The following is a 25,552-nucleotide window of genomic DNA, read 5'->3' as shown; positions in this document are numbered from 1 at the left end:
CTGCGGGTCGGTTTCCAGGTGAGCAAGATTGTTCTCGCTTTTGGCGAGTTCGCGCGCGACCGCACAAACGAAATCAGGCCGCCGAAGCAGCCTTATTTCTTGTCAGAGTGTCGCAAAATGCGGGATAGCACCCGGTTCAGATAGCGTCCAGCCCGGATTCGCCGGTTCGGATGCGGATCGCCTCTTCGATGTTGGAGACGAAAATCTTGCCGTCGCCGATGCGGCCGGTCTGCGCGGCGCGGCGGATCGCGTCGATGGCCCGCTCGACCAGATCGTCGCCGATCACGATCTCGATTTTGACCTTCGGCAGGAAGTCGACGATGTATTCTGCGCCGCGGTAAAGTTCGGCGTGACCCTTCTGCCGGCCAAAGCCCTTGGCCTCGGTGACGGTGATGCCCTGCAGACCGACTTCTTGAAGCGCTTCCTTCACCTCGTCGAGCTTGAATGGCTTGATGATGGCTTCGATTTTCTTCACTGCGCGACTCCCGGCCTTTCGATCCAATAGCAACGTCTTCGTCAGGACGCGCATTTCTCAACGCACGATCTTGTCTTCTCTGTGCCGGGATCCCTGACCCGTCCGGCAACAACGGCCGGCCACGCCCTTCAAGATGTCAGTGAGCACGACGAACCGAAGCGGCTTCCTCGAAAGCAGGGTCTATGCCAAGTTGCAAATGCCCTGATTATCGGAGCGTTATCAGCCTTTTAACGAGCATCTCTGAGTGATGGTGCCGACCTGCACAAAATACCGAAGACCGAAAAATAGGCAAACGGTTCAATATATGTGCATTTCGACGTTCCCACCGCCGGATCGGCGCAAAAGATGCCTGTTCAAGAGGCGTTTGTACTAGGAAGTGGCATGGAAGTTCTGACCAACGCCGAAATGCAGCGAGCCGACCAGCTTGCCATCGCGGCCGGCACGCCCGGTTTCAAGCTGATGCTCAGCGCCGGCCAGGCGGTCGCCGAGGCCGCCCATGCGCTGGTGGAGGAGGGGCCGATCCTGATCGTCGCCGGCCCCGGCAACAATGGCGGGGACGGTTTCGTGGCCGCGGCCGAGCTCGCCGCGCAGGGGCGCGAGGTCTCGGTGATCCTGATGTGCGAGCGGGACCAGCTCCAGGGCGATGCCGCCTCGGCCGCGCGCGGCTGGAAGCACCCGGTGCTGCCGTTCAACCCGCAGGCGATCGGCAGGCCTGCGCTGATCATCGATGCGCTGTTCGGCGCCGGCCTCAGCCGCACCGTGGATGGCGAAGCGCGCGCCATGATCGAGGCGATCAACGCCAACGGTGCCCCGGTGCTGGCGGTCGACCTGCCGAGCGGCATCAACGGCACCAGCGCGGCGGTGCTGGGCGTGGCGGTGAACGCCACCGAGACCGTCACCTTCTTCCGCAAGAAGCCGGCGCATCTGCTGTTGCCCGGGCGCATGCATTGCGGCCGCGTGCGCGTTGCCGACATCGGCATCGATGCGCAGGTGCTGGAGGAGATCGCGCCGCAGACCTTCGAGAACGATCCGGATCTCTGGGGCACCGCCTTTCCGGTCCCGCGCATCGACGGCCACAAATACGCGCGCGGTCACGTGCTGGCGGTCTCAGGCGATGCAGCCGCGACCGGCGCAGCACGGCTCGCCGCGCGCGGCGCGCTGCGCGCCGGTGCGGGCCTCGTGACGCTGGCGAGCCCGCGCGATGCACTCGCGATCAATGCTGCCGCGCTCACCGCGGTGATGGTTCGCCCCGTCGACAGCGCGATCGAGTTCGGCGAGCTGCTCGGCGACAAACGCTACAACACCTGCATCATCGGCCCCGGTGCGGGCATCGGTGAGCGCACCTGCGATCTCGTCCACACCGCGCTTACCGCGCAGCGGCATCTGGTGCTCGATGCGGATGCGCTGACCAGCTTTGCCGCAACCCCCGAGCGCCTGTTCGAATCGATCAAGTCCTCGCAGGACAATGCGGTGGTGCTGACCCCGCACGAAGGCGAGTTTCCGCGCCTGTTCTCCGACCTCAGCAACAAGCATCCCGGCCGCTCCAAGCTCGAGCGCGTCCGCGCCGCCGCCGAGCGCTGCGGCGCCGTCGTGCTGCTGAAGGGCCCGGACACCACAATCGCCGCCCCCGACGGCCGCGCCACCATCGCCGCCAATGCGCCGCCCTGGCTCGCCACGGCCGGCGCCGGCGACGTGCTGTCCGGGATCATCGCCGGGCTCCTGGCGCAAGGCGTGCCGGCGTTCGAGGCCGCCAGCATCGGCGTCTGGATGCATGGCGAGGCGGGAAGCGAAGCTGGGCCGGGCCTGATCGCGGAGGATCTGACCGAGACGCTGCCGGCCGTGCACCGGCGGATCTATGACGCGCTGGGCATCGAATACTGAACGTTCACTCCACCCCGTACCAGCGCACCAGCCGCGGCGCGGCCCAGTCGGTCACGACGGATTCGATCAGCCAGCGTCCGGGCGAGGTCGCGGCGAACGCGATGCGCTGGGTCTGGCCAGGCTCGATCGCGAGCGTGTCGAGCCAATAGGGCTTCCAGCCGTCGTCGAGCTTGTCGAGCAGCCGGAAATGGTGGCCGTGCAGGTGAAACACGGTGGTGACCGGGGCGGGGTTCTGCAGCGCCAGCACCACGGTGCGGCCGGTCTTGGCGCGGAAGGCAGGGGCGGAGGCGGTGGAGAAGGTCGCGGGCCGTGCCCAGCCGGCATCGGCCGTACCGAGCGCGACATCGAACCGCAGGGCGGCTCGTAGATCGAGCTTCTCAGGCAGATCATTCGGCGGGAGCGGCTGCGGCGGCGGCAGCGGAGCGCGCTCCAGCTTCCCGGAGACAGTCAGGTGTCCGACCTGGCGCACCGCCTTGCCGTCATGCAGCATAAACGGGGCCGAACTGGCCGCATCCACGAAAGCGTCGGCCCGCGCACCCGGGGCCAGCACCAACGCGCCGTTGCGCGCGGGGAACGGCTCGGCCGGCTGGCCGTCGAGGGCCATCACACGGACTTCGTGGTTTTCCAATTTGATTGCGAGAACAGAGCGTTGCGAGCCGTTGATGAAGCGTAGCCGCAGCCGCTCGCTCGCCGAAGCTGAGAGTTCGAATGAAGTCTTGCCGTTGATTGTGTAAAGCGGCGTCGTATCCTTCGGGTCCTGGCCCGGCGGGACCGCGGTGCCATCCGGCCGCAGGCGCCATTCCTGGATCAGCAGGAGCTCATCACGATCGACGGCGACCGGGCCGGTTTCGGCCACGATGATCGGAAGCGCGCGTGCGGGCTGCTGCAGGCGGTGCTCGAAGAGGCGGAAGTCGGCCAGCAGGGTGCCTGCATTAGGCACTGAAATAATTGATGTTTCTGTCGCATCCGGCGCTGCCGGGGCGCGGCCGCGGAGCGGGTCGGCGGCCATCGGCGCGTGGAGGCTGTACCAGACTGGCGCAATCGGCACAGGGAGGTTGTTGCTGAAGACCACCTGGCAGCGGTCGAAACGCTTGAGATGCACGTCTCTGAGGTGGCTTACGGTGGCCAGCTCCCAGATTGGTGTAGCCGGCTGACCCGGTCTCAAAGCCAGCGTTGCCGGTCTCGCCTGCAGCGCGAGCTGGGCCGTGACGGAGGGGCCTGCACCGCCCACGATCAGCCCGGCTGCCGAGGCCCCTAAGCCGGCCAAAACCTCGCGCCGATGGGGAGCATGGATCCGCGTTGTCATGGCACGATCCGGACCACGCCGTGCTGGATAAGTCCAGCCGCAGTGCCTACTTGAAGCTTGCCTCCATCAGGCCATTTTTTTGCTGCGAACAGTCAGGCACATGCTATAAGCCCGGCCGCCCGCGGCATCGCGGCCGGTCTTGATGCGAATTCACGCGGGCGTGGCGGAACTGGTAGACGCGCTGGATTTAGGTTCCAGTGACGAAAGTTGTGGGGGTTCGAGTCCCTCCGCCCGCACCAAGCGCTTATCGCGTTTGCACGGATTACGAGGCTTGCTTCCGCGCGGATGATCATCCGTCAGGAAGCGGGTCTGATGAACCACCGGCGTGGAGGCGTTTGCCTCGCGCCGGATCGATTAACGACAGCGTCCCGACGCGCGACGTGCCGGGGCCGAACGAAAAGAAGATTGGACGCCATGCAGGTCACAGAAACCCTCTCGGAAGGTTTGAAGCACGAGTTCAAGATCAGCGTTCCCGCGTCTGATCTCGACGCCAAGGCCGGCGCCAAGCTCGTCGACCTCAAGGACAAGGTCCGTATCAACGGCTTCCGTCCGGGCAAGGTGCCGGTCGCGCACCTGAAGAAGGTCTATGGTCGCTCGGTCATGGCCGAGACCATCGACCAGACCATCCGCGACACCAACACGCAGCTGTTCTCCGAGCGCGGCTTTCGCCTTGCGACCGAGCCGAAAATCACCATGCCGAGCGAACAGGCCGAGGTCGAGGAGCTGCTGAGCGGCAAGACGGATTTGACCTACACGGTCGCCATCGAAGTAGTGCCGGCGATCGCGCTCGCCGACTTCAAGAGCTTCCAGGTCGAGAAGCCAGTTGCTGATGTCACCGACGCCGATGTCGACGAGGCGATCAAGCGCATCGCCGATTCCAACCGCACCTATGCCGCCAAGGGCGAGGGCACCAAGGCTGAGTCGGGCGACCGCGTTACCATCAACTTCACGGGCCGCATCAACGGCGAAATCTTCGAAGGCGGCACCGGCGAGGGCATCCAGGTCCTGATCGGCTCCAACACCTTCATTCCGGGCTTCGAGGAGCAGCTCATCGGCATCGGCGCAGGCGAGACGCGCACGCTGAAAGTGTCGTTCCCGAAGAACTACATGAACGACAAGCTCGCCGGCCAGCCGGCGGAGTTCGAGACCACCGCGACGCTGATCGAGGCGCCGCAGGACCTTGCGATCGACGACGAGTTCGCCAAGTCGCTCGGCCTGGAATCGCTGGACAAGCTCAAAGAGGCCGCGCGCGAGCGCCTCGTTGCCGAGTTCGCCACCGCCACGCGCCAGCGCGTCAAGCGCGCGCTGCTCGACCGCCTCGACGAGGCGCATCGCTTCGAGGCGCCGCCCTCGCTGGTGGACGAGGAGTTCAGCCTGATGTGGAACTCGGTCAAGGCCGAGATGGACTCCGCCGGCAAGACCTTTGCCGACGAGGACACCACCGAGGACAAGGCAAAGGAGGAGTATCGCAAGATCGCCGATCGCCGCGTGCGGCTTGGCCTCGTGCTCTCCGAGATCGGCGAGAAGAACAAGATCACCGTGACCGATGACGAGGTCGGCCGCGCCGTGATCGAGCGCGCGCGCTCGATGCCCGGCCGCGAAAAGGAGGTCTGGGACTTCTACCGCAACAACGCCCAGGCGTTGGCCCAGCTTCGTGCGCCGATCTACGAGGACAAGGTGGTCGACTTCATCCTCGAGCTCGCCAACGTGACCGAGAAGAAGGTTTCGCGCGAGGACCTCTACAAGGACGACGACGCGGAAAAGACCGCGGCCTGAAGGGTTTGAGATAGTCCGCTATTAAGGATGATGAGCGAAGAGGCCCAGCTAGCCAGGTGGCCGGCTGGGCCTCTTTGTGCGAATCAGCTTCAACTGCCCCACGGATTAAGCCTTAATGCGCTGCGCACTTGTCAGAAGCGAAATGGGCTATATCTGTCGCTACGCCTTTCTGCTTCTTACCCAAGTTCCTGCATCACAGGACGTCCATTCGCCTTCCGGCAAATCCAGCCAAGCTGGCAAGCCAGCCCGGCGATGTCCGTCTCCGAAACCCTAGGTGACTCATGCGCGATCCGGTTGAAACCTACATGAACCTCGTGCCCATGGTGGTCGAGCAGACCAACCGTGGCGAGCGCGCCTACGACATTTTCTCGCGCCTTTTGAAGGAGCGCATCATCTTCGTGACCGGCCCGGTCGAGGACGGCATGTCGACGCTGATCGTCGCGCAGCTCCTGTTCCTCGAGGCGGAAAATCCGAAGAAGGAAATCTCGATGTACATCAACTCGCCGGGCGGCGTGGTGACGTCGGGCCTTGCGATCTACGACACCATGCAGTTCATCCGCCCGCCGGTCTCGACCCTGTGCACCGGTCAGGCGGCTTCGATGGGCTCGCTGCTGCTTTGCGCCGGCGAGAAGGACATGCGCTTCTCGCTGCCGAACGCGCGCATCATGGTGCACCAGCCCTCCGGCGGCTTCCAGGGCCAGGCAACCGACATCATGCTGCACGCCCAGGAGATCCTGAACCTGAAGAAGCGGCTCAACGAGATCTACGTCAAGCACACCGGCCAGACCTACAAGTCGATCGAGGATGCGCTGGAACGCGATAAGTTCCTCACTGCGAACGACGCCAAGGAGTTCGGCTTGGTCGACAAGGTGATCGATAAGCGCGCCGAGGAGCCGGCGCCGGCGAAGGCCCCGTAGCACTACTGAGGCGTCACGACGAGCCCTCGGTTTGCCGTGGACCCGTCAGGGCGGCGTTCACGTTAGGTGCGCGTGCGCACGGCGCAAAACGCGGTTTTGCGCCCTGCGACAAGCAGAAAGTTCCGCTTTCGTGCTTGTTTTTCGTGGCAATCCAGCAACGCCGGGGTGTTTTCCATCACTTCGCCCGTGCCAAGACCGGAAATCACGGTATTGTCACGGGTAGCCGGCGACCCCCGATTAGCGAATTCTTGATAGTCGGGTGACAGCATGGTTGGCTACGATTGATCGGCTATGATCGCGGGAGAATCGAACCACCGTGATTCGCACGGAATGTAGTAAAGCGTAGGGTCTTTTTTGGTACGGAATTTGCTCTACCTAAGCTTCATGCCGACCATCGTGTCGGAATGGAGCGATCGAGCGGAACGGGATCGAACCGCGGACGGAGACATGAATGAGTAAGGTCGGCACGAGCGACTCCAAGAACACGCTATATTGCTCGTTCTGCGGCAAGAGCCAGCACGAAGTCCGCAAACTGATCGCGGGTCCCACGGTCTTCATCTGCGACGAGTGCGTCGAGCTCTGCATGGACATCATCCGCGAGGAGAACAAATCCTCGCTGGTCAAGTCGCGCGACGGCATTCCGACGCCGAAGGAAATCTGCAAGGTGCTGGACGATTACGTCATCGGCCAGAGCCATGCGAAGAAGGTCCTGTCGGTCGCGGTGCACAACCACTACAAGCGCCTCAACCATCAGACCAAGCACAACGACGTCGAGCTCGCGAAGTCGAACATCCTGCTGATCGGTCCGACCGGCTCGGGCAAGACGCTGCTCGCGCAGACGCTCGCCCGCATCCTGGACGTGCCGTTCACGATGGCCGATGCGACGACGCTGACCGAAGCCGGCTATGTCGGCGAGGACGTCGAGAACATCATCCTGAAGCTGCTCCAGGCCGCCGACTACAACGTCGAGCGCGCCCAGCGCGGCATCGTCTACATCGACGAAATCGACAAGATCAGCCGCAAGTCCGACAACCCCTCGATCACGCGCGACGTGTCGGGTGAGGGCGTGCAGCAGGCGCTGCTCAAGATCATGGAAGGCACGGTGGCTTCGGTCCCGCCGCAGGGCGGCCGCAAGCATCCGCAGCAGGAGTTCCTGCAGGTGGATACCACCAACATCCTGTTCATCTGCGGCGGCGCCTTTGCCGGCCTCGAGAAGATCATCTCGGCGCGCGGTCGGTCGACCTCGATCGGCTTCGGCGCCCAAGTGCTCGCGCCGGAGGATCGCCGGACCGGCGAGATCTTCCGTCACGTCGAGCCTGAGGACCTCCTGAAGTACGGCCTCATCCCCGAGTTCGTCGGTCGTCTGCCGGTCGTGGCGACGCTCGAGGATCTCGACGAGACCTCGCTGAAGAAGATCCTGACGGAGCCGAAGAACGCGCTGGTGAAACAGTACCAGCGGCTGTTCGAGATGGAGAACATCGAGCTGACCTTCGCCGACGAGGCGCTTGGCGCGGTCGCCCGCAAGGCGATCGAGCGCAAGACCGGCGCGCGAGGCCTGCGTTCGATCCTCGAGGCGATCCTGCTCGAGACCATGTTCGACCTGCCGGGCCTGGAAGGTGTGGAAGAAGTCGTGATTTCCCGCGAAGTCGTGGAAGGCACGGCGCGTCCGCTCTACATCTATGCCGATCGGTCCGATCGTGCCGTCGAGAACGCCAGCGCCTGATCTGACGGCGCTGGAAAGCTCCAATCGTCTCCTCGAGTTGGCTGCGGAGCCGTGGTTCCGCAGCCGGTGTTGCGTCGCTTGCCGCGTTGCGTAAGCGCCTGATGGCGCGCGTTTTTCAATGACTTGACACCCCCCGGGTCGATAGCCACCTAATGTCGGCGGCGAGCGAAAATTCTCTTCAAGATTCGCCTCAGTTCCGTTCCGGCGAGCCGGTCCAACTTGTAGAGGACCGACCGGTTCTGCGGATCACCTCGGCACCTTGTGGCGGTTGCGCATGATCGCGGGCTGCGTGCAAGGGGGCAAAGCAAAAGGAAAAGGCCATGACCAATCCAAAACCCCGGCCAACAATCGTTCATGGCGAAGCACACGCCTATCCCGTGCTGCCGCTGCGCGACATCGTCGTCTTCCCGCACATGATCGTTCCGCTCTTCGTCGGTCGCGAGAAGTCGATCCGCGCCCTCGAAGAGGTGATGAAGAACGACGCGCTGATCATGCTCGCGACGCAGAAGAACGCGTCCGACGATGATCCGGCGCCCGATGCGATTTACGAGACCGGTACGCTTGCCAGCGTGCTGCAGCTCCTGAAGCTTCCCGATGGCACCGTGAAGGTGCTGGTCGAAGGGCTCGAGCGTGCGCGCGTGGCGAAGTACACCGACCGCGCCGACTATTATGAGGCGACCGCCGTCGCGCTTGCGGACACCGACGCGAAATCGGTCGAGGCGGAAGCGTTGGCGCGCTCGGTCGTGTCCGACTTCGAGAGCTATGTGAAGCTCAACAAGAAGATCTCGGCCGAGGTCGTCGGCGTCGTGCAGGCAATCACCGATTTCGCCAAGCTGGCTGATACGGTCGCCTCGCATCTCGCGGTCAAGATCGCCGATCGCCAGGGCATACTGGAGACGCTGTCCGTCACCACGCGCCTGGAGAAGGTGCTGGGCCTGATGGAGAGCGAGATCTCGGTGCTGCAGGTCGAAAAGCGCATCCGGTCCCGCGTCAAGCGCCAGATGGAGAAGACCCAGCGCGAGTACTATCTCAACGAGCAGATGAAGGCGATCCAGAAGGAACTCGGCGACGACGACGGTCGCGACGAGCTCGCCGATCTCGAAGAGAAGATCTCGAAGACCAAGCTCTCCAAGGAAGCGCGCGAGAAGGCGCAGCATGAATTGAAGAAGCTGCGCCAGATGTCGCCGATGTCCGCGGAAGCGACCGTCGTGCGCAACTATCTGGATTGGCTGCTGTCGATCCCGTGGAACAAGAAGTCCAAGGTGAAGAAGGACCTGGAGCAGGCGCAAGCCATCCTGGACTCCGATCACTATGGGCTGGAGAAGGTCAAGGAGCGTATCGTCGAGTACCTCGCGGTGCAGTCGCGCGCCAACAAGCTGACGGGGCCGATCCTGTGCCTGGTCGGGCCTCCCGGCGTCGGCAAGACCTCGCTCGGCAAGTCGATCGCGAAGGCGACGGGGCGCGAGTTCGTGCGCGTCTCGCTCGGCGGCGTGCGCGACGAGGCCGAGATCCGCGGTCACCGCCGCACCTATATCGGCTCGATGCCTGGCAAGATCATCCAGTCGATGCGCAAGGCGAAGTCGTCCAATCCGCTGTTCCTCTTGGACGAGATCGACAAGATGGGCGCCGATTTCCGCGGCGATCCGTCCTCGGCGCTGCTCGAGGTACTCGACCCCGAGCAGAACGGGACCTTCAACGACCACTATCTCGAGGTCGACTACGATCTGTCCAACGTGATGTTCATCACCACCGCGAATACGCTCAATATTCCGGGGCCCCTGATGGACCGCATGGAGATCATCCGGATCGCGGGCTACACCGAGAATGAGAAGGTCGAGATCTCGCGCAAGCACCTGATCCCGAACGCGGTGTCCAAGCACGGCCTGGACTTCAAGGAGTTCTCGATCGACGACGAGGCGCTGCTGCTTCTGATCCGCCGCTACACCCGCGAAGCGGGCGTGCGCAACCTGGAGCGTGAGCTCTCCACACTGGCCCGCAAGGCGGTGAAGGAGCTGATGATCTCCAAGAAGAAGTCGGTCAAAGTCACCGAGAAGACTCTGGAAGAGTTGCTCGGCGTGCCGAAGTACCGCTTCGGCGAGATCGAGAGCGAGCCGCAGGTCGGTATCGTCACCGGCCTTGCCTGGACCGATGTCGGCGGCGAGCTGCTGACGATCGAAGGCGTCATGATGCCCGGCAAGGGCAAGATGACGGTCACGGGCAATCTGCGCGACGTCATGAAGGAGTCGATCTCCGCGGCGGCGTCCTACGTCCGCTCGCGCGCGATCAACTACGGCGTCGAGCCGCCGCTGTTCGACAAGCGCGACATCCACGTGCACGTGCCGGAAGGGGCGACGCCGAAGGATGGCCCGTCCGCAGGTGTTGCGATGGCCACCGCGATCATCTCGGTCATGACCGGCATCCCGGTCCGCCATGATGTCGCGATGACCGGCGAGATCACGCTGCGCGGCCGCGTGCTGCCGATCGGCGGCCTCAAGGAGAAGCTGCTGGCTGCGGCCCGCGGCGGCATCAAGACGGTGCTGATCCCCGAGGACAACGCCAAGGATCTCACGGAGATTTCCGATGCGATCAAGGGCGGCATGGAGATCATCCCGGTCTCGCGCCTCGATGACGTCGTCGCCAAGGCGCTGGTGAAGAAGCCTACGCCGATCGTCTGGGAAGAGGACACCAAGGTGACGGTGAAGCCGGACGGCGATGAAGCCGCCGGCGGCCTGACCGCTCACTGAGATCGCAGCTCGAAAATGATGATAAAACGGCGCCTTCGGGCGCCGTTTTTGTTTGGGGAAGGGGAGGAGGCAATGCACGTCGATGGGCAATGCCATTGCGGGAAGGTCGCGTTCGAGGCCGAGGTCGATCCGGAGGCAGTCTCGGTCTGTCACTGCACCGATTGCCAGACGCTGACCGGCTCGCCGTTCCGCGTGACGGCCATCTGCACCAAGGCCGATGTCCGCCTGACCCGTGGCTCGCCCAAGATCTACGGCAAGCGCGGCGACAACGGCCGGATGCGCTTTCAGCATTTCTGTGCCGATTGCGGTTCCCCGCTGTTCACCAGCGGCGAGGGCGACCAGGCCGACGATTGGGGCATCCGTTGGGGCTCGATCCGCCAGCGGGATGCGCTGCGGCCGGTGAGGCAGATCTGGTGCCAATCGGCAGCGGTGTGGATCGATGCCGTGCCGCTGCTGCCGGGGCGGCCGCAGGATTGAAGTTGGCTGGCCGAGCCCGCCTTCGCCCGTTGGGCTTCGGCGCGGCAGCCTTCGATCGCTTCGCGCTTATGACCTTGCTGTGCTGGCCTGCCGAGCCGTAGCTCGCGATGCGAGCGAAGGCTGGTGGGCGGTCACGGATTCGAACCGCGGACCCTCTCGGTGTAAACGAGATGCTCTAACCAGCTGAGCTAACCGCCCAATGGCGCCTCTTTAGCGCCCCGGCGGGGGCCGAAGCAAGGGCCGAGCGCGCCCGACCCGGCTGCAATTGCCGGCCCGGTGAGAGCTTTCATGCCGGACACGGCCAACCCTGCAGCAGGTCCGCTGCAGGGCGATCTTTCTCGCAGCGCGATCTCGACGTAAGGCCGAGGAGCCAGCGATCATGCTGCGGGTGTCAGGCTGTCTTGGTGAACATCGTCAGGACACCGTCGACGATGTTGATCGCGACGACTTGTGCCGAGCTCAAGCCCTTGGCCTTGAGCGCGGAGGCGGCCTGCGGTGTGGCGTCGATGGACTGCCGAAGCGACTGGATGTCCGTCTCGCTCGTATGCGCCACGAGTTCATCGACCTTCGCGCGCACGGCCGGCTGCAGTTCCTTGACGTCCACAACCTGTATGCTCCGGATCACAGTGCTGGATTGCGTGGACGATTGCTCCGTGTCGGATTGCGACGATGCGCCCTGTGCCTGCACCAGGGCAGGTGTTCCCAGCGAGAGAGCTGCAACGAGGACGGATGCCGTGAAGCTGCGCATGGTCATGCCTTTTCCAGTTTGAGGAAGCGCGAACCTAGCGCGGAAATCTGGTTGGCATCTGATTCCGATGTGGCCGTTCGGTGAAACAATGCGGCCGCAATGCGCGCGGATGAGACGCTTGCGTCGGGTCCGGAGCCCAAAGCGTAACTCTGTTCCAGACTTTCATATTGACCGAATGCAGAAAGCAAAAGCCCCGGACGAACCGGAGCTTTGCCTTAGCGACGACCAGCAGTGGGGTGATCAGTACTTCGCCACGACGGGGCCGCCGCCCCAGTTGAAGCGATAGACCAGCTGGCTGCGAACGGCGTGAACCCATTTCTCGGAATCGATCGACGCTCCAACGGACAGACCCGTTGCCGTGTCGCGGACGGCGTTCGTTGCGGTGTCGAATTCAGAGAACCGATATTCGGTCTTCCAGAACAAGCCCGGCACGATCTTCAGCGCGTGTTCTTCGCCGGCGCCGATGAACCAGCCCCTGTAGGTACGCTTGTCCATGAACACGCCGCTTGGTCTTCCGAACGGCGCAGCGTTGAGGGTGAAATCGGTACGGTCAAAGCTGGCTTCGGTATAGCCGACTGAGAAATAGGTCAGGAGGCTCGGGGTCGCCAGCCAGCCGAGCCGGCCGCCGCCCGCCCAGGCCGAGCTCATCTTCTCTTCGCCCACGATCCCGAAGCGAGGCGGGCTGAGCTGGCCCTTGAGGCTGCCGATATCGTAGTCGCCGAATGCGCCGACGACGAAGGCCGCGCCCGCTGCCGCAAACTGGTAGTCGCAGCCGCCCTGCACAGTCCCGAAGAAGCCGCGGCCTCCCGTCGTCGCTGTATCGCTGAAGCGGGTTCTGGTGGGACCATCGATGTAGGTCGTGTTGTCCTGATTCCAGAGCCCATAGCCTCCGCCGCCGCCGACGTGGCAGCCGGTCCAATTCGTGAGCGGCGTGGGGGCCGGAGGCGCCTTCAGATAGGCAGGAGACGTCACATCGGCGGCGGGGCCGCTCGAATTGAAGCGGTAGACCAACTCGCTGCGGACAGTGTGGACGTACTTCTTCGAATCCTCGGAAAAGCCGATCGGCAATCCGCTCGCCGTATCCCGGATCGGATTTGTGCCGACATTGAAGTCGGAGAAGCGGTATTCCGTTTTCCAGAAGAGACCCGGCAGGAAGCCCAGCGCATATTCGGCGCCGGAGCCGATGAACCAGCCATCGTAGGTTCGCTTTTCCTGATAGAGGCCGGCCGCAACTCCGAAGGGCGGAAAGTTCAGATTGAAGTTCGTGCGGTCGAAAGTCGCTTCGGTGTAACCCGCCGAGACATAGGTCAGCAGGCTAGGCGTCGCCACCCAGCCGAGCCGGCCGCCGACCGCCCAGGCCGAGCTCATTTTCTCGTCGCCAACCATCGAGAAGCCGGAGGGAGTGAGCCGCCCGGTTAGACTGGCGAAATCATAATCACCGAAGGCGCCGATCACGAAGCGCTCGCTGGCCGCCGCAAACTGATAGTCGCATCCCGCCTGTACCGTCCCGAAGTACCCGCGGCCACCGGTGGTGATCGTATCGGCATTCTGAAAGCGGAGCGGACCGTCGACAAAAGTCGAATTTTCCTGATTCCACATGCCGTAACCGCCGCCGCCCGCGACATAGCAGCCGGTCCAGTTGACGAAAGCTGCGGCGACAGCCGGTGGCTTGGCGTATTTGCGCGGAAGGTCGGCTGCCAATGCTGATCCGGAAAACGTCACCAATGCCACGAGGGCGGGCGCAACCTGCTTCATTCCAAACATTCCCATTCCACCAGACCGCGGCCAAGCGACCCCTCGCAAGCCACAATCGACTCCTCGGACAAACATACGAAGTTTGATTCAGAATGCTGTTGCAGGAAGGCTACAATCGCGGAAAGTGTGCGGCTCGCCTGTGCATATCCAGCCGCGAGCCGGGCTTTTCGCGACACCGCGTTTCTGGTGTCGGTCTCGTGGGAGCAGAGGGTGCGAGCCTTGGCCCTTCGAAGGGACCGGATGGCGTCCAGCAGAACCTCTTTGCTAGCAGAGGGTTCTGACGTTCGACGCGTGCAGTCCAGGGCTGCGGACATCGACAGCTTTCCGAAAGTCAGTCTCTGATCGGACGCGGCCCGGACGGGCCGGTACGCGCCGACGCGGCAATCCGTCGCGCGACCTCCAAAGCGCTCTCGCACGTGCCTGACGTTAGGGCGCCCGCTTTTCGACCGAACAAGCTTCTATGATAGAGCAAGAATAGATGATGGAGCCTTGAATGGAACGACCCGCCGGGCACGCAGAGAACGCCGACCAGATCGCCTATTGGAACGGGCCGAGCGGGCAGCGCTGGGCCGATCGCCACGCGGCGCAGGAGAAGCTGCTCGGCCCTATTGCCGACGTGTTGATCGACCGCGCCAAGCCGAAGCCGGGCGAGCGCGTTTTGGATGTCGGCTGCGGCTCCGGCGCGACGACGTTTGCCTTCGCAAAGGCGGTGGCGCCCGATGGCTTCGCGCTTGGCCTCGACGTCTCCGAGCCGATGCTGGCGCAGGCGCGGGCGCTCGCGCCGAAGGGCCTGCCGCTCGACTTCGTGCTGGCGGATGCGACCGTTTATCCGTTCGAACCGGCGAGCTTCGATCTGCTCGCTTCACGCTTCGGCGTGATGTTCTTCGCCGATCCCATCGCGTCCTTCGCCAATCTGCATCGCGCGCTGAAGCCGGCCGGCCGGCTCGCCTTCGCCTGCTGGCGGGAGCCGAAGGAAAATCCGTGGGCGATGACGCCGCTGATGGCGGTCTACAAGCACGTGCCCAAGATGCCGCCGGTTGGGCCGGAGGAGCCGGGCCCGTTCGCCTTTGCTTCGGAAGAGCGCGTCATGCGCATCCTGAAAGGCGCAGGATTCGCGGACGTCGCGATGGAGCCGCACAATCTGGCGATGGACATTGCTATCGGCGGCGGGCTCGAGGCCGCCGTCGACGGCTCTCTCCAGATCGGTCCCGCCAGCCGCGCACTCCAGGGCCATCCGCCCGAGACTTATGAAGCTGCCAAGGCTTCGATCCGCGAGGCGCTCGCGCCGTTCCTGAAGGAGCAGAGCGTGGCGCTCCAGGGCGCGATCTGGATCGTGACGGCGAAGGCGGGGTAGGGCGCAGCGCTCTCCACCGTCATTGCGAGCGAAGCGAAGCAATCCAGAATCCCTCCGCGGAGACAATCTAGATTGCTTCGTCGCAACGGCTCCTCGCAATGACGATGCGGAGGCAGAGTCGCCTCACACCACATCATCCGGCGCGAGCGCGCAGCCGTTGTCGGGATGCGTCTCGACCTGGAGCGTGGTGTGGCCGATGCGGAAGGATGTCTTGAGGAGCTCCGTCGTCTGCATCAGGAATGCGTCGTCGCTGCCTGCGGGCATAACGAGGTGGCAGGTCAGCGCCGTCTCGGTGGTCGAGATTGGCCAGACGTGGAGATCGTGAATCGCCGAGACGCCCGGTCGCGCCAGCAGGAACGCCCTGATTGCGGCGAGGTCGGTACCCTTGGGCGCGGCCGCCATCGACATGTCGATGGAGCCGCGCAAGAGGCTGGTCGTGCTCCAGAGGATGGTGGCGCAGATGATGAGGCTGGTGATGGGATCGAGCCAGAGCCAGCCGGTCCAGATGATCAGCGCGGCCGAGACCACGACGCCGAGCGAGACCGCGGCGTCGGCGGCCATGTGCAGATACGCGCCTTCGATGTTGATGTCGTCCTTGCGTCCGCCAGCGAACAGCAGGGCGGTGAAACCGTTGATGAGGATGCCGATGCCGGCGACCACCATCACGGTGACGCCTGCGACCGGCTCCGGCTCGCGCAGGCGCAGGATCGCCTCCCAGCCGATCGCGCCGGTCGCGACCAGCAGGAACACCGCATTGGCCAGCGCCGCCAGGATGGTGGAGGCGCGAAAGCCGTAGGTGAAGCGGCCTTTGGGCGCGCGGCGGGCTGCGATCGAGGCGCCCCAGGCGATGACGAGGCCGAGCACGTCCGACAAATTATGGCCGGCATCGGCGAGCAGGGCGGTGGAGTTGCCGACATAGCCGTAAACCGCCTCGGCGACGACGAGCGCGATGTTGAGCGTAATGCCGAGCGCGAACGCCTTGCCGAAATTGGCGGGTGCATGGACATGGCCGTGTCCATGACCATGATCGTGTGTATGGCCATGCGCATGCGAGTGGCCCGCATGATCATGGTCGTGATGACCGTGGTGGTCGTGGCTGCCCAAATCTAGCGCTCCGCAGACGCCGCCAAATCAGGGGCCATTGTAGGCGTTTCCTTCGCCACGTCACGGCGGAACAGCACGTAGAGCGCCGGCAGCACCAGCAGCGTCAGGACGGTCGAGGAGAGAATGCCGCCGATCACCACGGTTGCGAGCGGCCGCTGCACCTCGGCCCCGGCGCCGGTGGCGAGCGCCATCGGCACGAAGCCGAGCGAGGCGACGAGCGCCGTCATCAACACCGGGCGCAGCCGTGTCAGCGCGCCTTCGCGCACGGCGTCCGCGACCGAGCGTCCCTCGCTGCGCAGACGCTCGATGAAGGCGATGATGACGAGGCCATTGAGAACGGCAACGCCGGATAGCGCGATGAAGCCGACGCCGGCGCTGATGGATAGCGGAATGTCGCGCAGCAGCAGCGCCGCGACGCCGCCGGTCAGCGCCAGCGGCACGCCGGAGAACACCAGCGCCGCATCCGCCGCCGATCCCATGCCCATGAACAGCAGCAGGAACACCAAGAGCAGCGCCACCGGAACCACGATCGTCAGCCGCTTGGTGGCCGAGACCAGCTGCTCGAACTGGCCGCCCCAGCCGATCCAGTAACCCGGCGGCAGCTTGACTTTCTCGGCAACGGCCGCCTCGGCCTCCGCGACGAAAGAGCCGAGGTCGCGCGCACGGACATTGGCCGTGACGACGATGCGCCGCTTGCCGTTCTCGCGGCTGATCTGGTTCGGCCCCGGCGTCGCATCGACGGTGGCGACCGACGACAACGGCACGTAGCGCATCTGGGCGAGGGGAGAGCTGGCCAGCGCCGTTCGAACGGCGCTGCCGGTTGCCGCCTCCTCGGCGGGCGGCAGTGGGATCGGGATCGCCCGGATCGCCTCGAGATTGCCGCGCAGGTGCTCCGGCAGGCGCACCACGATGTCGAAGCGGCGATCGCCTTCGAACAGCTTGCCGGCCGACTTGCCGCCGACCGCGATCTCGACGATGCCCTGCACCTCGGCGGCGCTGAGGCCGTAGCGGGCAAGCGCCTGGCGATCGAGGCGGACGGTGAGGATCGGCAAGCCGGAGACCTGCTCGATCTTGACGTCGCTGGCGCCGCGGATGCCGCGGATCGCGGCCTCCACCTGCTTGGCGGCGCCTTGCAGGATGTCGAGATCGTCGCCGAAGATCTTGACGCCGACATCGGTGCGGACGCCGGAGATCAGCTCGTTGACGCGGAACTGGATCGGCTGGGAGATTTCGTAGGCGCTGCCGGGAATCTCGTCTGCAGCATGCTCGATGGCCTCGACCACCTCCGATTTCGACTTGCCCGGATCGGGCCATTCGGCGCGCGGCTTCAGCATGACGTAGCCATCGGTCTGCGCCGGCGACATCGGGTCGGTGGCGATCTCCGCGGTGCCGATGCGGGTGAAGAACTCCTTCACCTCCGGAATCTGCATGATGCGCTTTTCCAGCGCCTTCTGCAGGTCCAGCGACTGCGTGAGGCTGGTACCTGGAATCCGGATCGAGGCCAGCGCGACGTCGCCTTCGTCGAGACTCGGAATGAACTCGCCGCCCATGCGCGAGGCGGCGATGCCGCTCGCGGTCACGATGAGCACGGCGGACAGGGCGACGGCGAGCCGGTTATCGATGGCAAAGCGGAGCAGGGGGAGGTAGGCGCGCTTCGCCGCGCGCATGAACAGGTTTTCGTGCTCGGACACCTTCCCGGTGACGAAGATGGCGACGGCCGCCGGCACGAAGGTGATGGAGAACAGCACGGCCGCGCCCAGCGCCATCAGCACCGTCAGCGCCATCGGCGTGAACATCTTGCCCTCGACGCCGGTCAGCGTCAGCACGGGCAAATAGACCACGGCGATGATCAGCGTTCCGAACAGGCTCGGCTTGATCACCTCGCTCGACCCGCGCAGGATCGCGCGCAGCCGTTCGGGCGTCGTCAGCAGCCCGCCTTTCTCGCGCTGAGCCACCGCCAGCATGCGCAGGCAGTTCTCGACGATGATCACGGCGCCGTCGACGATGATGCCGAAGTCGATCGCCCCCAAGCTCATCAGGTTGGCGCTGACCTTGGTCTCGACCATGCCGGTGATCGTCAACGCCATGGACAGCGGAATGACGCAGGCCGTGACCAGCGCGGCGCGGAAGTTGCCGAGGATCAGGAACAGCACGGCGACCACCAGCGCCGCGCCTTCCAGCAGGTTGTTCCGGACGGTGCGGATGGTGGCTTCGACGAGATCGGTGCGGTCGTAGACGGTCCGCGTCACGACGCCCTCGGGCAGCGATTTGGCGATGTCCTCCAGACGGGCTGCGACGCGGCGGGCCACGGTACGGCTGTTCTCGCCGATCAGCAGCATGGCGGTGCCGAGCACGGTCTCCTCGCCGTTCCAGGTCGCAGCGCCCGTGCGCAAATCGCGCCCCTCGGTGACAGCAGCGACGTCCCTGATCCTGACCGGATTGCCGCCGCGCGAGCCGATGACGATGTCCTGGATTTCGCTGACAGTGCCGACCTGGCCCGGCGAGCGAACCAGATATTGCTCGCCGTTGCGCTCGATATAGCCGGCCCCGACATTGGCGTTGTTGGCGGCGAGCGCGGTCATCACGTCGCGGAAGCCGAGCCGGTAGGCCATCAGCTTGCCGGGATCCGGCAGCACGTGGAATTGCCGCTCGAAGCCGCCGATCGTGTTGACTTCGATCACGCCCGGCACGTTGCGAAGCTGCGGTCGGATGATCCAGTCCTGCACGGTGCGCAAGTCGGTCAGCGAATAGTCGCGGTCGCCCTGCGTCTTCGCGCCCGCCTTGGCCTCGACGGTGTACATGAAGATTTCGCCGAGGCCGGTCGAGATGGGACTCATCGCGACCTCGACACCCGCCGGCAGCTGGTCTTTCACCTGCTGGATGCGCTCGCCGACGAGCTGCCGGGCGAAGTAGATGTCGGTGCCGTCCTTGAAGACGACCGTGACCTGGCTGAGTCCGTAGCGCGACAGCGAGCGGGTGTAGTCGAGCTTGGGCAGGCCGCCCATCGAAGTCTCGACCGGGAAGGTGATGCGCTGCTCGGTCTCGAGCGGCGAATAGCCGGGGGCGCGCGTGTTGATCTGGACCTGGACGTTGGTGATATCAGGCACGGCGTCGATTGGCAGGCGCTGGAAATTCCAGGCGCCAAAGGCGACGGCGCCGAGCGCGAGGACGAGGACCAGCCAGCGCTGCTGCAGCGAGACGGCGATGAGACGCTCAATCATGCTCGGCCTCACCCTTGCCCATCTCCGCCTTCACGACGAAGCTGTTCTCCGCGACGTAATGCTCGCCGGCCGAAAGCCCGGCCTTGATCTCGACATGGCGCGGATCGGAATCGCCTGTTTCGACCGGGCGCGCCTCGATCTTGTCGCCGTCCTCGCGCACGAACACGATGGTCTTGTTCTCCAGCGTCTGGATCGCGCTGCGGCGCACGGCAACCGCGACATTGCGCGCTGCGAGGATCAGCCGCGCCGTGACGAACAGGCCGGGCCGCAGCCGTCCGTCCGGATTTGGCAGCACCACGCGCGCCAACGCGGTCTGGGTCTCGCTCGAGCCGATCGGTGCCATGTAGGAGATCGTGCCCTTGATCTCGCCGCGGCCGTCGTCGGGATCGATCAGGACCTCGTCGTTGAGGCGGACGCGGCGGAGGTCCTGGCGGTAGATCGACAGGTCGACCCAGATCGTGGAGAGGTCGGCGACCACGAAGGCCGGCTTCTGCTCGGAGGCGTATTCGCCGAGCGAGATCTGCCGCTCGATGATGGTGCCGGCAATCGGCGCCTTCAGCTCGTAGACGGTGAGGCTCTGATTGCTTTCGATCGCGGCGAGCAGATCGTCCTTGCCGACCCTGTCGCCGATGCGCTTCTGGATGGATTTGGCGAGGCCCGGAAAGCGCGGCGTCACCTGCACCACGGCTTCCTGGTTGGCGCGCAGGATGCCGTTGAAGGCGAGCGTGTCGGTCAGCGTGGCGCTGGCGGCTTCCGCCAGCGTGACGCCCGCGGCCGCCAGCTTGACGTCGGAGATGCGGATGCGGTCGGCGCCGTGCTCGTCCTGCTCGACATGGTCGCTCGGCTTCTTGTGTTCGGAATGCTTGGCGTGCTCGCCATGATCGGTGTGCGCGAGCTTGTCCGCTGCGAGCAGGGAATAGCCGTAAGCGCCTAGCGCGGCGGCGACGATGGCTACAAGGATGGTGGAGGACGTCTTCATCGCGCGCTCTCCCGGGCCAGCGTAAAGGGATTGCCGACAAGGCCTTCGATGATGGCCACGCCGGCGTGGAAATTCTGCAGCGCCTCCTGCTCGCGCAGCCGCGCCTGGGTGACGCTGGCCTGCGCGTCCAGCACTTCGAGCAGGGTGAAGCGGCCCTGGCCATAGCCTTGCGAAATCGCCTCGGACGCTTCGACGGCCTTGGGAATTGCGGTCTCGCCCAGCACCGCGAGCTCGCGCAGCGAGCCTTGCAGCGAGTCATAGGCGCGGCCGGCGATCACGATCAGCGCGTTGCGGTTGGCCTCGCGCTCGGCTTTGGTCTTGGCGAGGCTTTCCTGGGCCGAGAGGATGTTGCCCTGGTTCTGGTCGAACACGGGGATCGGCACGGAGACGGTCAGCCGCGCCGCATCGTCGCCCGTTTCGTTGAAGTGGCGCCAGCCGGCCGCGATCCGCACGTCCGGATAGGGCCTGAGCCGCGCCAGTAGCAGCTCGGCATTGCGCTGGGCGTAGACTGCGGTCCAGCGCACCAGCTGCGGATTGGCGTCGATGGCGGCAACCACGGCCTGGAACGCCGGCGGCCGCCCGGTGGTGTCGAGCCGACCGGACACCTCGCCGAATTTGGCGGCGGGATCGCCCATCAGCACCGCAAGCTCGCGCCGGGCGCTCGCCAGCGTCGCCTTGAAGCGCTCGCGGTCCGCCTTCACCAGGGCGGAGGCGACCTCGGCGCGGCCGGTCTCCGCCGGCGAGGAGGCACCGGCCTCGACACGGCGGCGCAGAAGCGGCGTCAGGCGGTCGATCGCGGCGATCTGCTCGTCGAGGATCTGGATGCGCCGCTGCGCGCCGAGCACACTGAGAAAGGCGATCGCGGTCTCCGACAGCACCTCCAGCCTGATCGCCTGGCGCTGGATCGCGGCGACCTCGACGCCGGCTGCGCCTGCGGCAATCCGCGCCTCGCGCTTGCCGAACAGCTCGAAGGCCTGGCTGATCTGGAGCGTGGTCTCCGCCGAGCGCGTTCCGCGATATCTGCCGGAGCCGAATGAATCGTCCTGTTCGTAGGACAGTTCCGGATTGAGCAGGGCGCCCGCCTGGATACGCTGGCCCGTGGCGATGCCGACGTCGCGCTCGGCTGCCGTCAGGCGCGGGCTCGCCGCCAGCGCGCGCGACAGCGCGCTTCTCATCGTTAAAGTCTGGGCGTGAGCCGGTGCAAGCGCCGATGCTGCAATCAGACACGCTGCCGCGCACGCGAGGCGCGCGGCCATTCCCCTGCAAAACATGAAATCGACCTGTGAAGGATGAACCTAATGGGCGCGCCGCGCCCGACCAATCCGTTCAGGCAATAGGTCTGGGAGGGGGAGAGTCGGTATCGGGCACAATTCCGGCGAGGCGGGGGCCCTGTTGCGGGCTCGGTGCCGACACGAGCGCGATCGCCGCGGTCGATGGTGCCGGCTGTGCCACGGTCAGCGAAAAGCAGCCGTGGCAATGATGTCCGCCGATGGTCTTGTGGTCGCCATGGCCGGAGGCGCCATCGAGGACCGCGGCGATCTCCGAACCGCCGCGGGGCGTGGTGACGTCGATGTCGTGCGCGCCGTGCAGAGCGCCCGCGAGCAGATAGACCGCCGCGATCAGCACGGACAGCAGCCCGCGCGGAAAACGCGAGCGGCGGGATCCTGAGGGCTGACGGTTTGCGAGCACGAGTTCACTCTGGTTGCGGTCTGTGCCCGCCCTAGCATGGGTGCGGGAACAGTGTCGACCCGCAACATTGTTACGTCCCTGGAACAATTGCCGCAGCAGTGCATGCGCTGCCAGCGCCTCTCACTGGCGGACAATGACGGGCCGATGTGGCGCCATGGTTTCGATCGTGCGGGCCGGAGCTTCGCTGCCATCGTCACCTTCCATGGTGATGACCGCCCGACAGCTCGCTTCCATCGCCCGTTCCAGCCATTTGATGGCTTCGTCGATCCATTGGTCGTGGTGCTCGGGATCGGCGAGGGCCTTCTCCCGGAATGCATTCGCCTGATGCAGGCACGCCGTTCTTCGGTCCACGCGCCACCCCTGATCCGGAGGTTCCGCCCCGATCGCATCATTGATGATCCCGGCCGCGGCGTCGTTAACATACGACAGGGGAGACCTGCCGGCCGCAACGCGGAAAGGCCCCAGCCGGACGAGCCGGCTGAGGCCTCATGTGCTCACAATCTCTATCCCTAGGACTTGGACAGACAACCCGCATCCTCCAAGTTCGTTCCATACGAACTGTCCAATTTGGAACGTTCCTCATACCTCGCGATTAGCGAGAGAAGAAACTGAGGAGGACGGACATGGACGGACTGATTTATCTGATCGGCTTGATCGTCGTCATCATGGCGATCCTGTCGTTCTTCGGCCTGCGCTGAGAGCGCCGCGATGACGGTCGAAACTCTGATGCGGGAAGAGGTCATGGAAGGCGGCCTGGCCGTTGAGGCGCCTCGAACCATCCAGTGGAGCTCGGTGTTTGCCGGCGCTCTTGCTGCGAGCGCAATGTCGTTCATCCTGATCGGTTTTGGTGTCGCGGTCGGCCTCGGTGTCAGTTCGGCCTCGCCGAGCTGGCGCGATGCATCGGCAGCGCTGGCGCTGCTGTCCGGGCTCTATCTGATCATCCAGGCGATCGTCAGTTTTGGCTTTGGCGGCTACGTGGCCGGCCGGACCACCCGGTCCGAGCCCGCGCTCGCAACGATTGAGGATGACGGCGAGCGGCGGGACGGGCTTCACGGGTTGACCGCCTGGGCGCTGGCAGTCTTGGCCGGCGCCGCGCTGCTGGCGCTTCTCGGCGCTGCCGCGATCGACCGTTCGCCGATGCGCAGTTCGGCGAGCAACACCTCGGCGGCCGAGCCCTTGTTGAGCTATGAGCTCGACAAGTTGTTCCGCGCGCCGCGCCGCGCTCCGAACACCGACCTGAGGGAAGCGCGCGCCGAAGCCGGACGCATTCTGATGACGTCGTCCAGCCACAGCGGCGTCAGCACCGATGACCGGGCTTACCTCGTGCAGCAGGTTGCGGCGGTGACGGGCCTCGCCGCACCTGACGCCGAGCGGCGAGTCAATACGCTGATCGCAGATGCGAAGACCGCCATCGACCGCGCGCGACGCAACTCGATCATCGTGGCGTTCTCGGTCGCAGCCGCGACCCTGATCGGCGCCGCGGTGGCCTGGGCTGCAGCAGTTGCCGGCGGCCGGCATCGTGATGGCGCACCGCTGCCGAACTGGATGGCGAGCGCCAACCGCTTCCATCGCAATCCGCGCGCAATGCCGGTGCCGTAGGCTCTTAAACCTAATGGAAATGGCCGGGCGCAAGCCCGGCCATCGTCGACGTCTGCAGGAAGCGTCAGGCCTTCTCTTCCCAGATCATCGCCAGATGCACGATGGTCTGCACCGCCTTTTCCATGTCCTGCCGGCTAACCCATTCGAGCCGCGAATGGAACGCGTGCTCGCCGGCGAAGATGTTGGGGCAGGGCAGGCCCATGAAGGACAGGCGCGAGCCGTCGGTGCCGCCGCGGATCGCGGTGCGCATCGGGCGCAGGCCGGCGCGGCGGATCGCCTCGATGGCGTATTCGAGCACGTGCGGGTGACGGTCGATCACCTGCTTCATGTTGCGGTACTGCTCCTTGACCTCGAACGTGTAGGTCGAGCGCGGATAATCCTTCATGACGTCCTTGACGATGCCCTCGAGCAGCGCCTCCTTCTCCTTTAGCCCCTCCTCGGTGAAGTCGCGGACGATGAAGGAGAGCGTCGCCTGTTCGAGCGCGCCGTCGATGCCGATCGGATGCAGAAAACCCTGCTTGCCCGAGGTGGTCTCGGGCGAGCAGCCCTCCTTCGGCAGACGCTCGACGATGGCCGCGGCGATCTTGATGGCGTGCTCCATTTTGCCCTTGGCGTAGCCGGGATGGGCGCTGACGCCGTTGATGGTGATGGTGGCGCCGTCGGCCGAGAAGGTCTCGTCCTCGACGCAGCCGGCGCTCTCGCCGTCCATGGTGTAGCCGAAATCGGCACCCAGCTTGTTCAGGTCGACATTGTCGACGCCGCGGCCGATCTCCTCGTCCGGCGTGAACAGGATCTTGATGGTGCCGTGCTTCACGTCGGGATTGTTGATGAAGAAATGCGCGGCATCCATGATCTCGGCGACGCCGGCCTTGTTGTCGGCGCCTAATAGCGTCGTGCCGTCGGTGGTGATGATGTCGTTGCCGATCTGGTTCTTCAGCGCAGGGTGCTCATTGAAGCGGATCACCTGGCTGGTGTCGCCGGGCAGGACGATGTCGCCGCCGCGATAGTTCTTCACGATTTGCGGCTTGACGTCCTTGCCGGTGACGTCGGGCGAGGTGTCCATGTGCGAGCAGAAGCAGATCACCGGCACCTTCTTGTCGGTGTTGGCCGGGATCGTTCCGTAGACGTAGCCGTAATCGTCGAGATGCGCGTCCACAACGCCCATGGCCTTCAGCTCGGCAGCGAGCACGCGGCCGAGATCCTTCTGCTTCTCGGTCGACGGCGAGCTGGGGGATGCCGGATCGGACTGGGTGTCGATGGTGACGTAGCGCAGGAAGCGCTCGGTCACGGTATGCGAAAAGGAGAGGGAGGACATTCTGGTCAAACCGCCGGGTGTTCTTGAAGCTGGCGGTATATCAGAAAAGCGGGCCGTGATGCGGCCGCAACGGGCTCTGGGTCACGCTTTAGGGCCTCAGATCGCCTCCTTCAGCTCCTTCACCGGGCGGAACGCGACCTTCCTGGTGGCCTTGATATGGATCGCTTCGCCGGTGGAAGGATTACGGCCGGTGCGGGCGGCGCGCTTGCGGACCTGGAGGATGCCGAGGCCGACGATGCGGACCCGGTCGCCCTTCTTGAGGTGCTTGGTGATCAGATCGACCATGTCGGTCAGGACGGCCTCGGCATGCTTTTTGGAGACATCCTGGCGCTCGGCAATGTCGGCGGCGAGGTGCTTGAGCGTGATCGTGGCGGGCGCGGCCGCCTTCTTCGCCGAATCCTTCTTAGCCGGATCCTTCTTAGCCATGTCTGGCCTCCTCGATCTTGCAGGTCGTCCAGAGGGAGATGGCCCCTGACCCGCAAGTTCCCG

21 protein-coding genes and 2 tRNA genes are annotated in these 25,552 nt (G+C 64.9%); 9 read left to right on the top strand and 14 right to left on the bottom strand.

Features of this window, described 5'->3' with window-relative positions:
* Positions 1-136: 136 nt before the first annotated feature.
* Complete coding sequence (locus GA0061099_RS20135) at positions 137-475, bottom strand: P-II family nitrogen regulator (RefSeq protein ID WP_007603495.1); 339 nt, start codon at positions 473-475, stop codon at positions 137-139.
* A 381-nt stretch (positions 476-856) separates the two neighbouring features.
* On the opposite strand from GA0061099_RS20135, the gene GA0061099_RS20130 reads away from it, so the two are divergent.
* Positions 857-2,356, top strand: coding sequence for a bifunctional ADP-dependent NAD(P)H-hydrate dehydratase/NAD(P)H-hydrate epimerase (locus GA0061099_RS20130; protein ID WP_036025382.1), 1,500 nt, complete (start codon positions 857-859; stop codon positions 2,354-2,356).
* A 4-nt stretch (positions 2,357-2,360) separates the two neighbouring features.
* Here GA0061099_RS20130 and GA0061099_RS20125 read toward each other — a convergent pair whose 3' ends face one another.
* Positions 2,361-3,662, bottom strand: a complete 1,302-nt coding sequence (locus tag GA0061099_RS20125; RefSeq protein ID WP_036025381.1) for a multicopper oxidase family protein — start codon at positions 3,660-3,662, stop codon at positions 2,361-2,363.
* Between the two features lie 154 nt (positions 3,663-3,816).
* Between GA0061099_RS20125 and GA0061099_RS20120 the strand changes: the two genes are divergently transcribed.
* The 3 genes from GA0061099_RS20120 (at position 3,817) to GA0061099_RS20110 (ending at position 6,355) form a co-directional block, all read left to right on the top strand.
* Positions 3,817-3,901, top strand: a tRNA-Leu gene (locus GA0061099_RS20120).
* Between the two features lie 175 nt (positions 3,902-4,076).
* Positions 4,077-5,438: a trigger factor gene (gene tig, locus GA0061099_RS20115; protein ID WP_036025380.1), complete on the top strand. Its 1,362-nt coding sequence runs from the start codon at positions 4,077-4,079 to the stop codon at positions 5,436-5,438.
* A 281-nt stretch (positions 5,439-5,719) separates the two neighbouring features.
* The gene (locus tag GA0061099_RS20110) at positions 5,720-6,355 is read left to right on the top strand and encodes an ATP-dependent Clp protease proteolytic subunit (RefSeq protein ID WP_025036638.1); all 636 of its coding nucleotides are present in this window, start codon (positions 5,720-5,722) and stop codon (positions 6,353-6,355) included.
* Positions 6,356-6,417: 62 nt separating this feature from the next.
* Here the strand turns inward: GA0061099_RS20110 and GA0061099_RS40140 are convergent, their stop codons facing one another.
* Positions 6,418-6,624, bottom strand: a complete 207-nt coding sequence (locus tag GA0061099_RS40140; RefSeq protein WP_141697650.1) for a hypothetical protein — start codon at positions 6,622-6,624, stop codon at positions 6,418-6,420.
* Between the two features lie 182 nt (positions 6,625-6,806).
* Here GA0061099_RS40140 and clpX point away from each other — a divergent pair, with 182 nt between their 5' ends.
* The 3 genes from clpX to GA0061099_RS20095 all read left to right on the top strand — a co-directional run bounded on the left by clpX (position 6,807) and on the right by GA0061099_RS20095 (position 11,299).
* The gene (clpX, locus tag GA0061099_RS20105; RefSeq protein WP_008547851.1) at positions 6,807-8,078 is read left to right on the top strand and encodes an ATP-dependent Clp protease ATP-binding subunit ClpX; all 1,272 of its coding nucleotides are present in this window, start codon (positions 6,807-6,809) and stop codon (positions 8,076-8,078) included.
* 320 nt (positions 8,079-8,398) lie between these two features.
* Positions 8,399-10,822, top strand: coding sequence for an endopeptidase La (lon, locus tag GA0061099_RS20100; protein ID WP_036025379.1), 2,424 nt, complete (start codon positions 8,399-8,401; stop codon positions 10,820-10,822).
* A 72-nt stretch (positions 10,823-10,894) separates the two neighbouring features.
* Positions 10,895-11,299, top strand: coding sequence for a GFA family protein (locus tag GA0061099_RS20095; RefSeq protein ID WP_036025378.1), 405 nt, complete (start codon positions 10,895-10,897; stop codon positions 11,297-11,299).
* Positions 11,300-11,420: 121 nt separating this feature from the next.
* Here GA0061099_RS20095 and GA0061099_RS20090 read toward each other — a convergent pair.
* From GA0061099_RS20090 to GA0061099_RS20080, 3 genes are all read right to left on the bottom strand, one after another.
* Positions 11,421-11,497, bottom strand: a tRNA-Val gene (locus tag GA0061099_RS20090).
* A 193-nt stretch (positions 11,498-11,690) separates the two neighbouring features.
* Complete coding sequence (locus GA0061099_RS20085; protein WP_050995947.1) at positions 11,691-12,053, bottom strand: hypothetical protein; 363 nt, start codon at positions 12,051-12,053, stop codon at positions 11,691-11,693.
* A 234-nt stretch (positions 12,054-12,287) separates the two neighbouring features.
* The gene (locus GA0061099_RS20080; protein ID WP_074448000.1) at positions 12,288-13,802 is read right to left on the bottom strand and encodes an outer membrane protein; all 1,515 of its coding nucleotides are present in this window, start codon (positions 13,800-13,802) and stop codon (positions 12,288-12,290) included.
* Between the two features lie 493 nt (positions 13,803-14,295).
* Here GA0061099_RS20080 and GA0061099_RS20075 point away from each other — a divergent pair, with 493 nt between their 5' ends.
* Positions 14,296-15,156 carry a class I SAM-dependent methyltransferase gene (locus GA0061099_RS20075; RefSeq protein ID WP_074447999.1) on the top strand — a complete coding sequence of 287 codons (861 nt, stop codon included), beginning with the start codon at positions 14,296-14,298 and terminating at the stop codon, positions 15,154-15,156.
* Between the two features lie 123 nt (positions 15,157-15,279).
* On the opposite strand, the gene GA0061099_RS20070 is transcribed toward GA0061099_RS20075, so the two are convergent.
* The 6 genes from GA0061099_RS20070 to GA0061099_RS20045 all read right to left on the bottom strand — a co-directional run bounded on the left by GA0061099_RS20070 (position 15,280) and on the right by GA0061099_RS20045 (position 22,500).
* On the bottom strand, positions 15,280-16,260 hold the full coding sequence (locus GA0061099_RS20070; protein ID WP_036025360.1) for a cation diffusion facilitator family transporter: 981 nt from the start codon (positions 16,258-16,260) through the stop codon (positions 15,280-15,282).
* A 2-nt stretch (positions 16,261-16,262) separates the two neighbouring features.
* The gene (locus GA0061099_RS20065) at positions 16,263-19,481 is read right to left on the bottom strand and encodes an efflux RND transporter permease subunit (protein WP_036025359.1); all 3,219 of its coding nucleotides are present in this window, start codon (positions 19,479-19,481) and stop codon (positions 16,263-16,265) included.
* A complete protein-coding gene (ihpB, locus tag GA0061099_RS20060) occupies positions 19,474-20,460 on the bottom strand; it encodes a divalent metal ion exporter adaptor subunit IhpB (protein ID WP_036025358.1) in 987 nt (328 codons plus the stop codon). The genes GA0061099_RS20065 and ihpB overlap by 8 nt, the downstream gene beginning before the upstream one ends.
* Positions 20,457-21,731, bottom strand: a complete 1,275-nt coding sequence (gene ihpA / locus GA0061099_RS20055) for a divalent metal ion exporter subunit IhpA (protein ID WP_036025357.1) — start codon at positions 21,729-21,731, stop codon at positions 20,457-20,459. The genes ihpB and ihpA overlap by 4 nt, the downstream gene beginning before the upstream one ends.
* Positions 21,732-21,786: 55 nt before the next feature.
* Positions 21,787-22,149 (bottom strand): hypothetical protein, encoded by a 363-nt coding sequence (locus GA0061099_RS20050; RefSeq protein ID WP_036025355.1) that lies wholly within the window; start codon positions 22,147-22,149, stop codon positions 21,787-21,789.
* Between the two features lie 120 nt (positions 22,150-22,269).
* The gene (locus GA0061099_RS20045; protein ID WP_036025354.1) at positions 22,270-22,500 is read right to left on the bottom strand and encodes a hypothetical protein; all 231 of its coding nucleotides are present in this window, start codon (positions 22,498-22,500) and stop codon (positions 22,270-22,272) included.
* A gap of 357 nt (positions 22,501-22,857) precedes the next feature.
* Between GA0061099_RS20045 and GA0061099_RS20040 the strand changes: the two genes are divergently transcribed.
* Positions 22,858-23,748: a hypothetical protein gene (locus GA0061099_RS20040; RefSeq protein WP_036025352.1), complete on the top strand. Its 891-nt coding sequence runs from the start codon at positions 22,858-22,860 to the stop codon at positions 23,746-23,748.
* Between the two features lie 64 nt (positions 23,749-23,812).
* On the opposite strand, the gene pepT is transcribed toward GA0061099_RS20040, so the two are convergent.
* Together pepT and GA0061099_RS20030 are read right to left on the bottom strand one after the other, a co-directional pair.
* Positions 23,813-25,063: a peptidase T gene (pepT, locus tag GA0061099_RS20035; protein ID WP_036025351.1), complete on the bottom strand. Its 1,251-nt coding sequence runs from the start codon at positions 25,061-25,063 to the stop codon at positions 23,813-23,815.
* Between the two features lie 96 nt (positions 25,064-25,159).
* On the bottom strand, positions 25,160-25,489 hold the full coding sequence (locus GA0061099_RS20030; RefSeq protein WP_036010212.1) for an HU family DNA-binding protein: 330 nt from the start codon (positions 25,487-25,489) through the stop codon (positions 25,160-25,162).
* Between the last annotated feature and the right edge of the window lie 63 nt (positions 25,490-25,552).

The organism is Bradyrhizobium yuanmingense (assembly GCF_900094575.1).
GTDB lineage: Bacteria > Pseudomonadota > Alphaproteobacteria > Rhizobiales > Xanthobacteraceae > Bradyrhizobium > Bradyrhizobium yuanmingense.
This window is presented reverse-complemented; position numbering and strand designations above follow the sequence as displayed.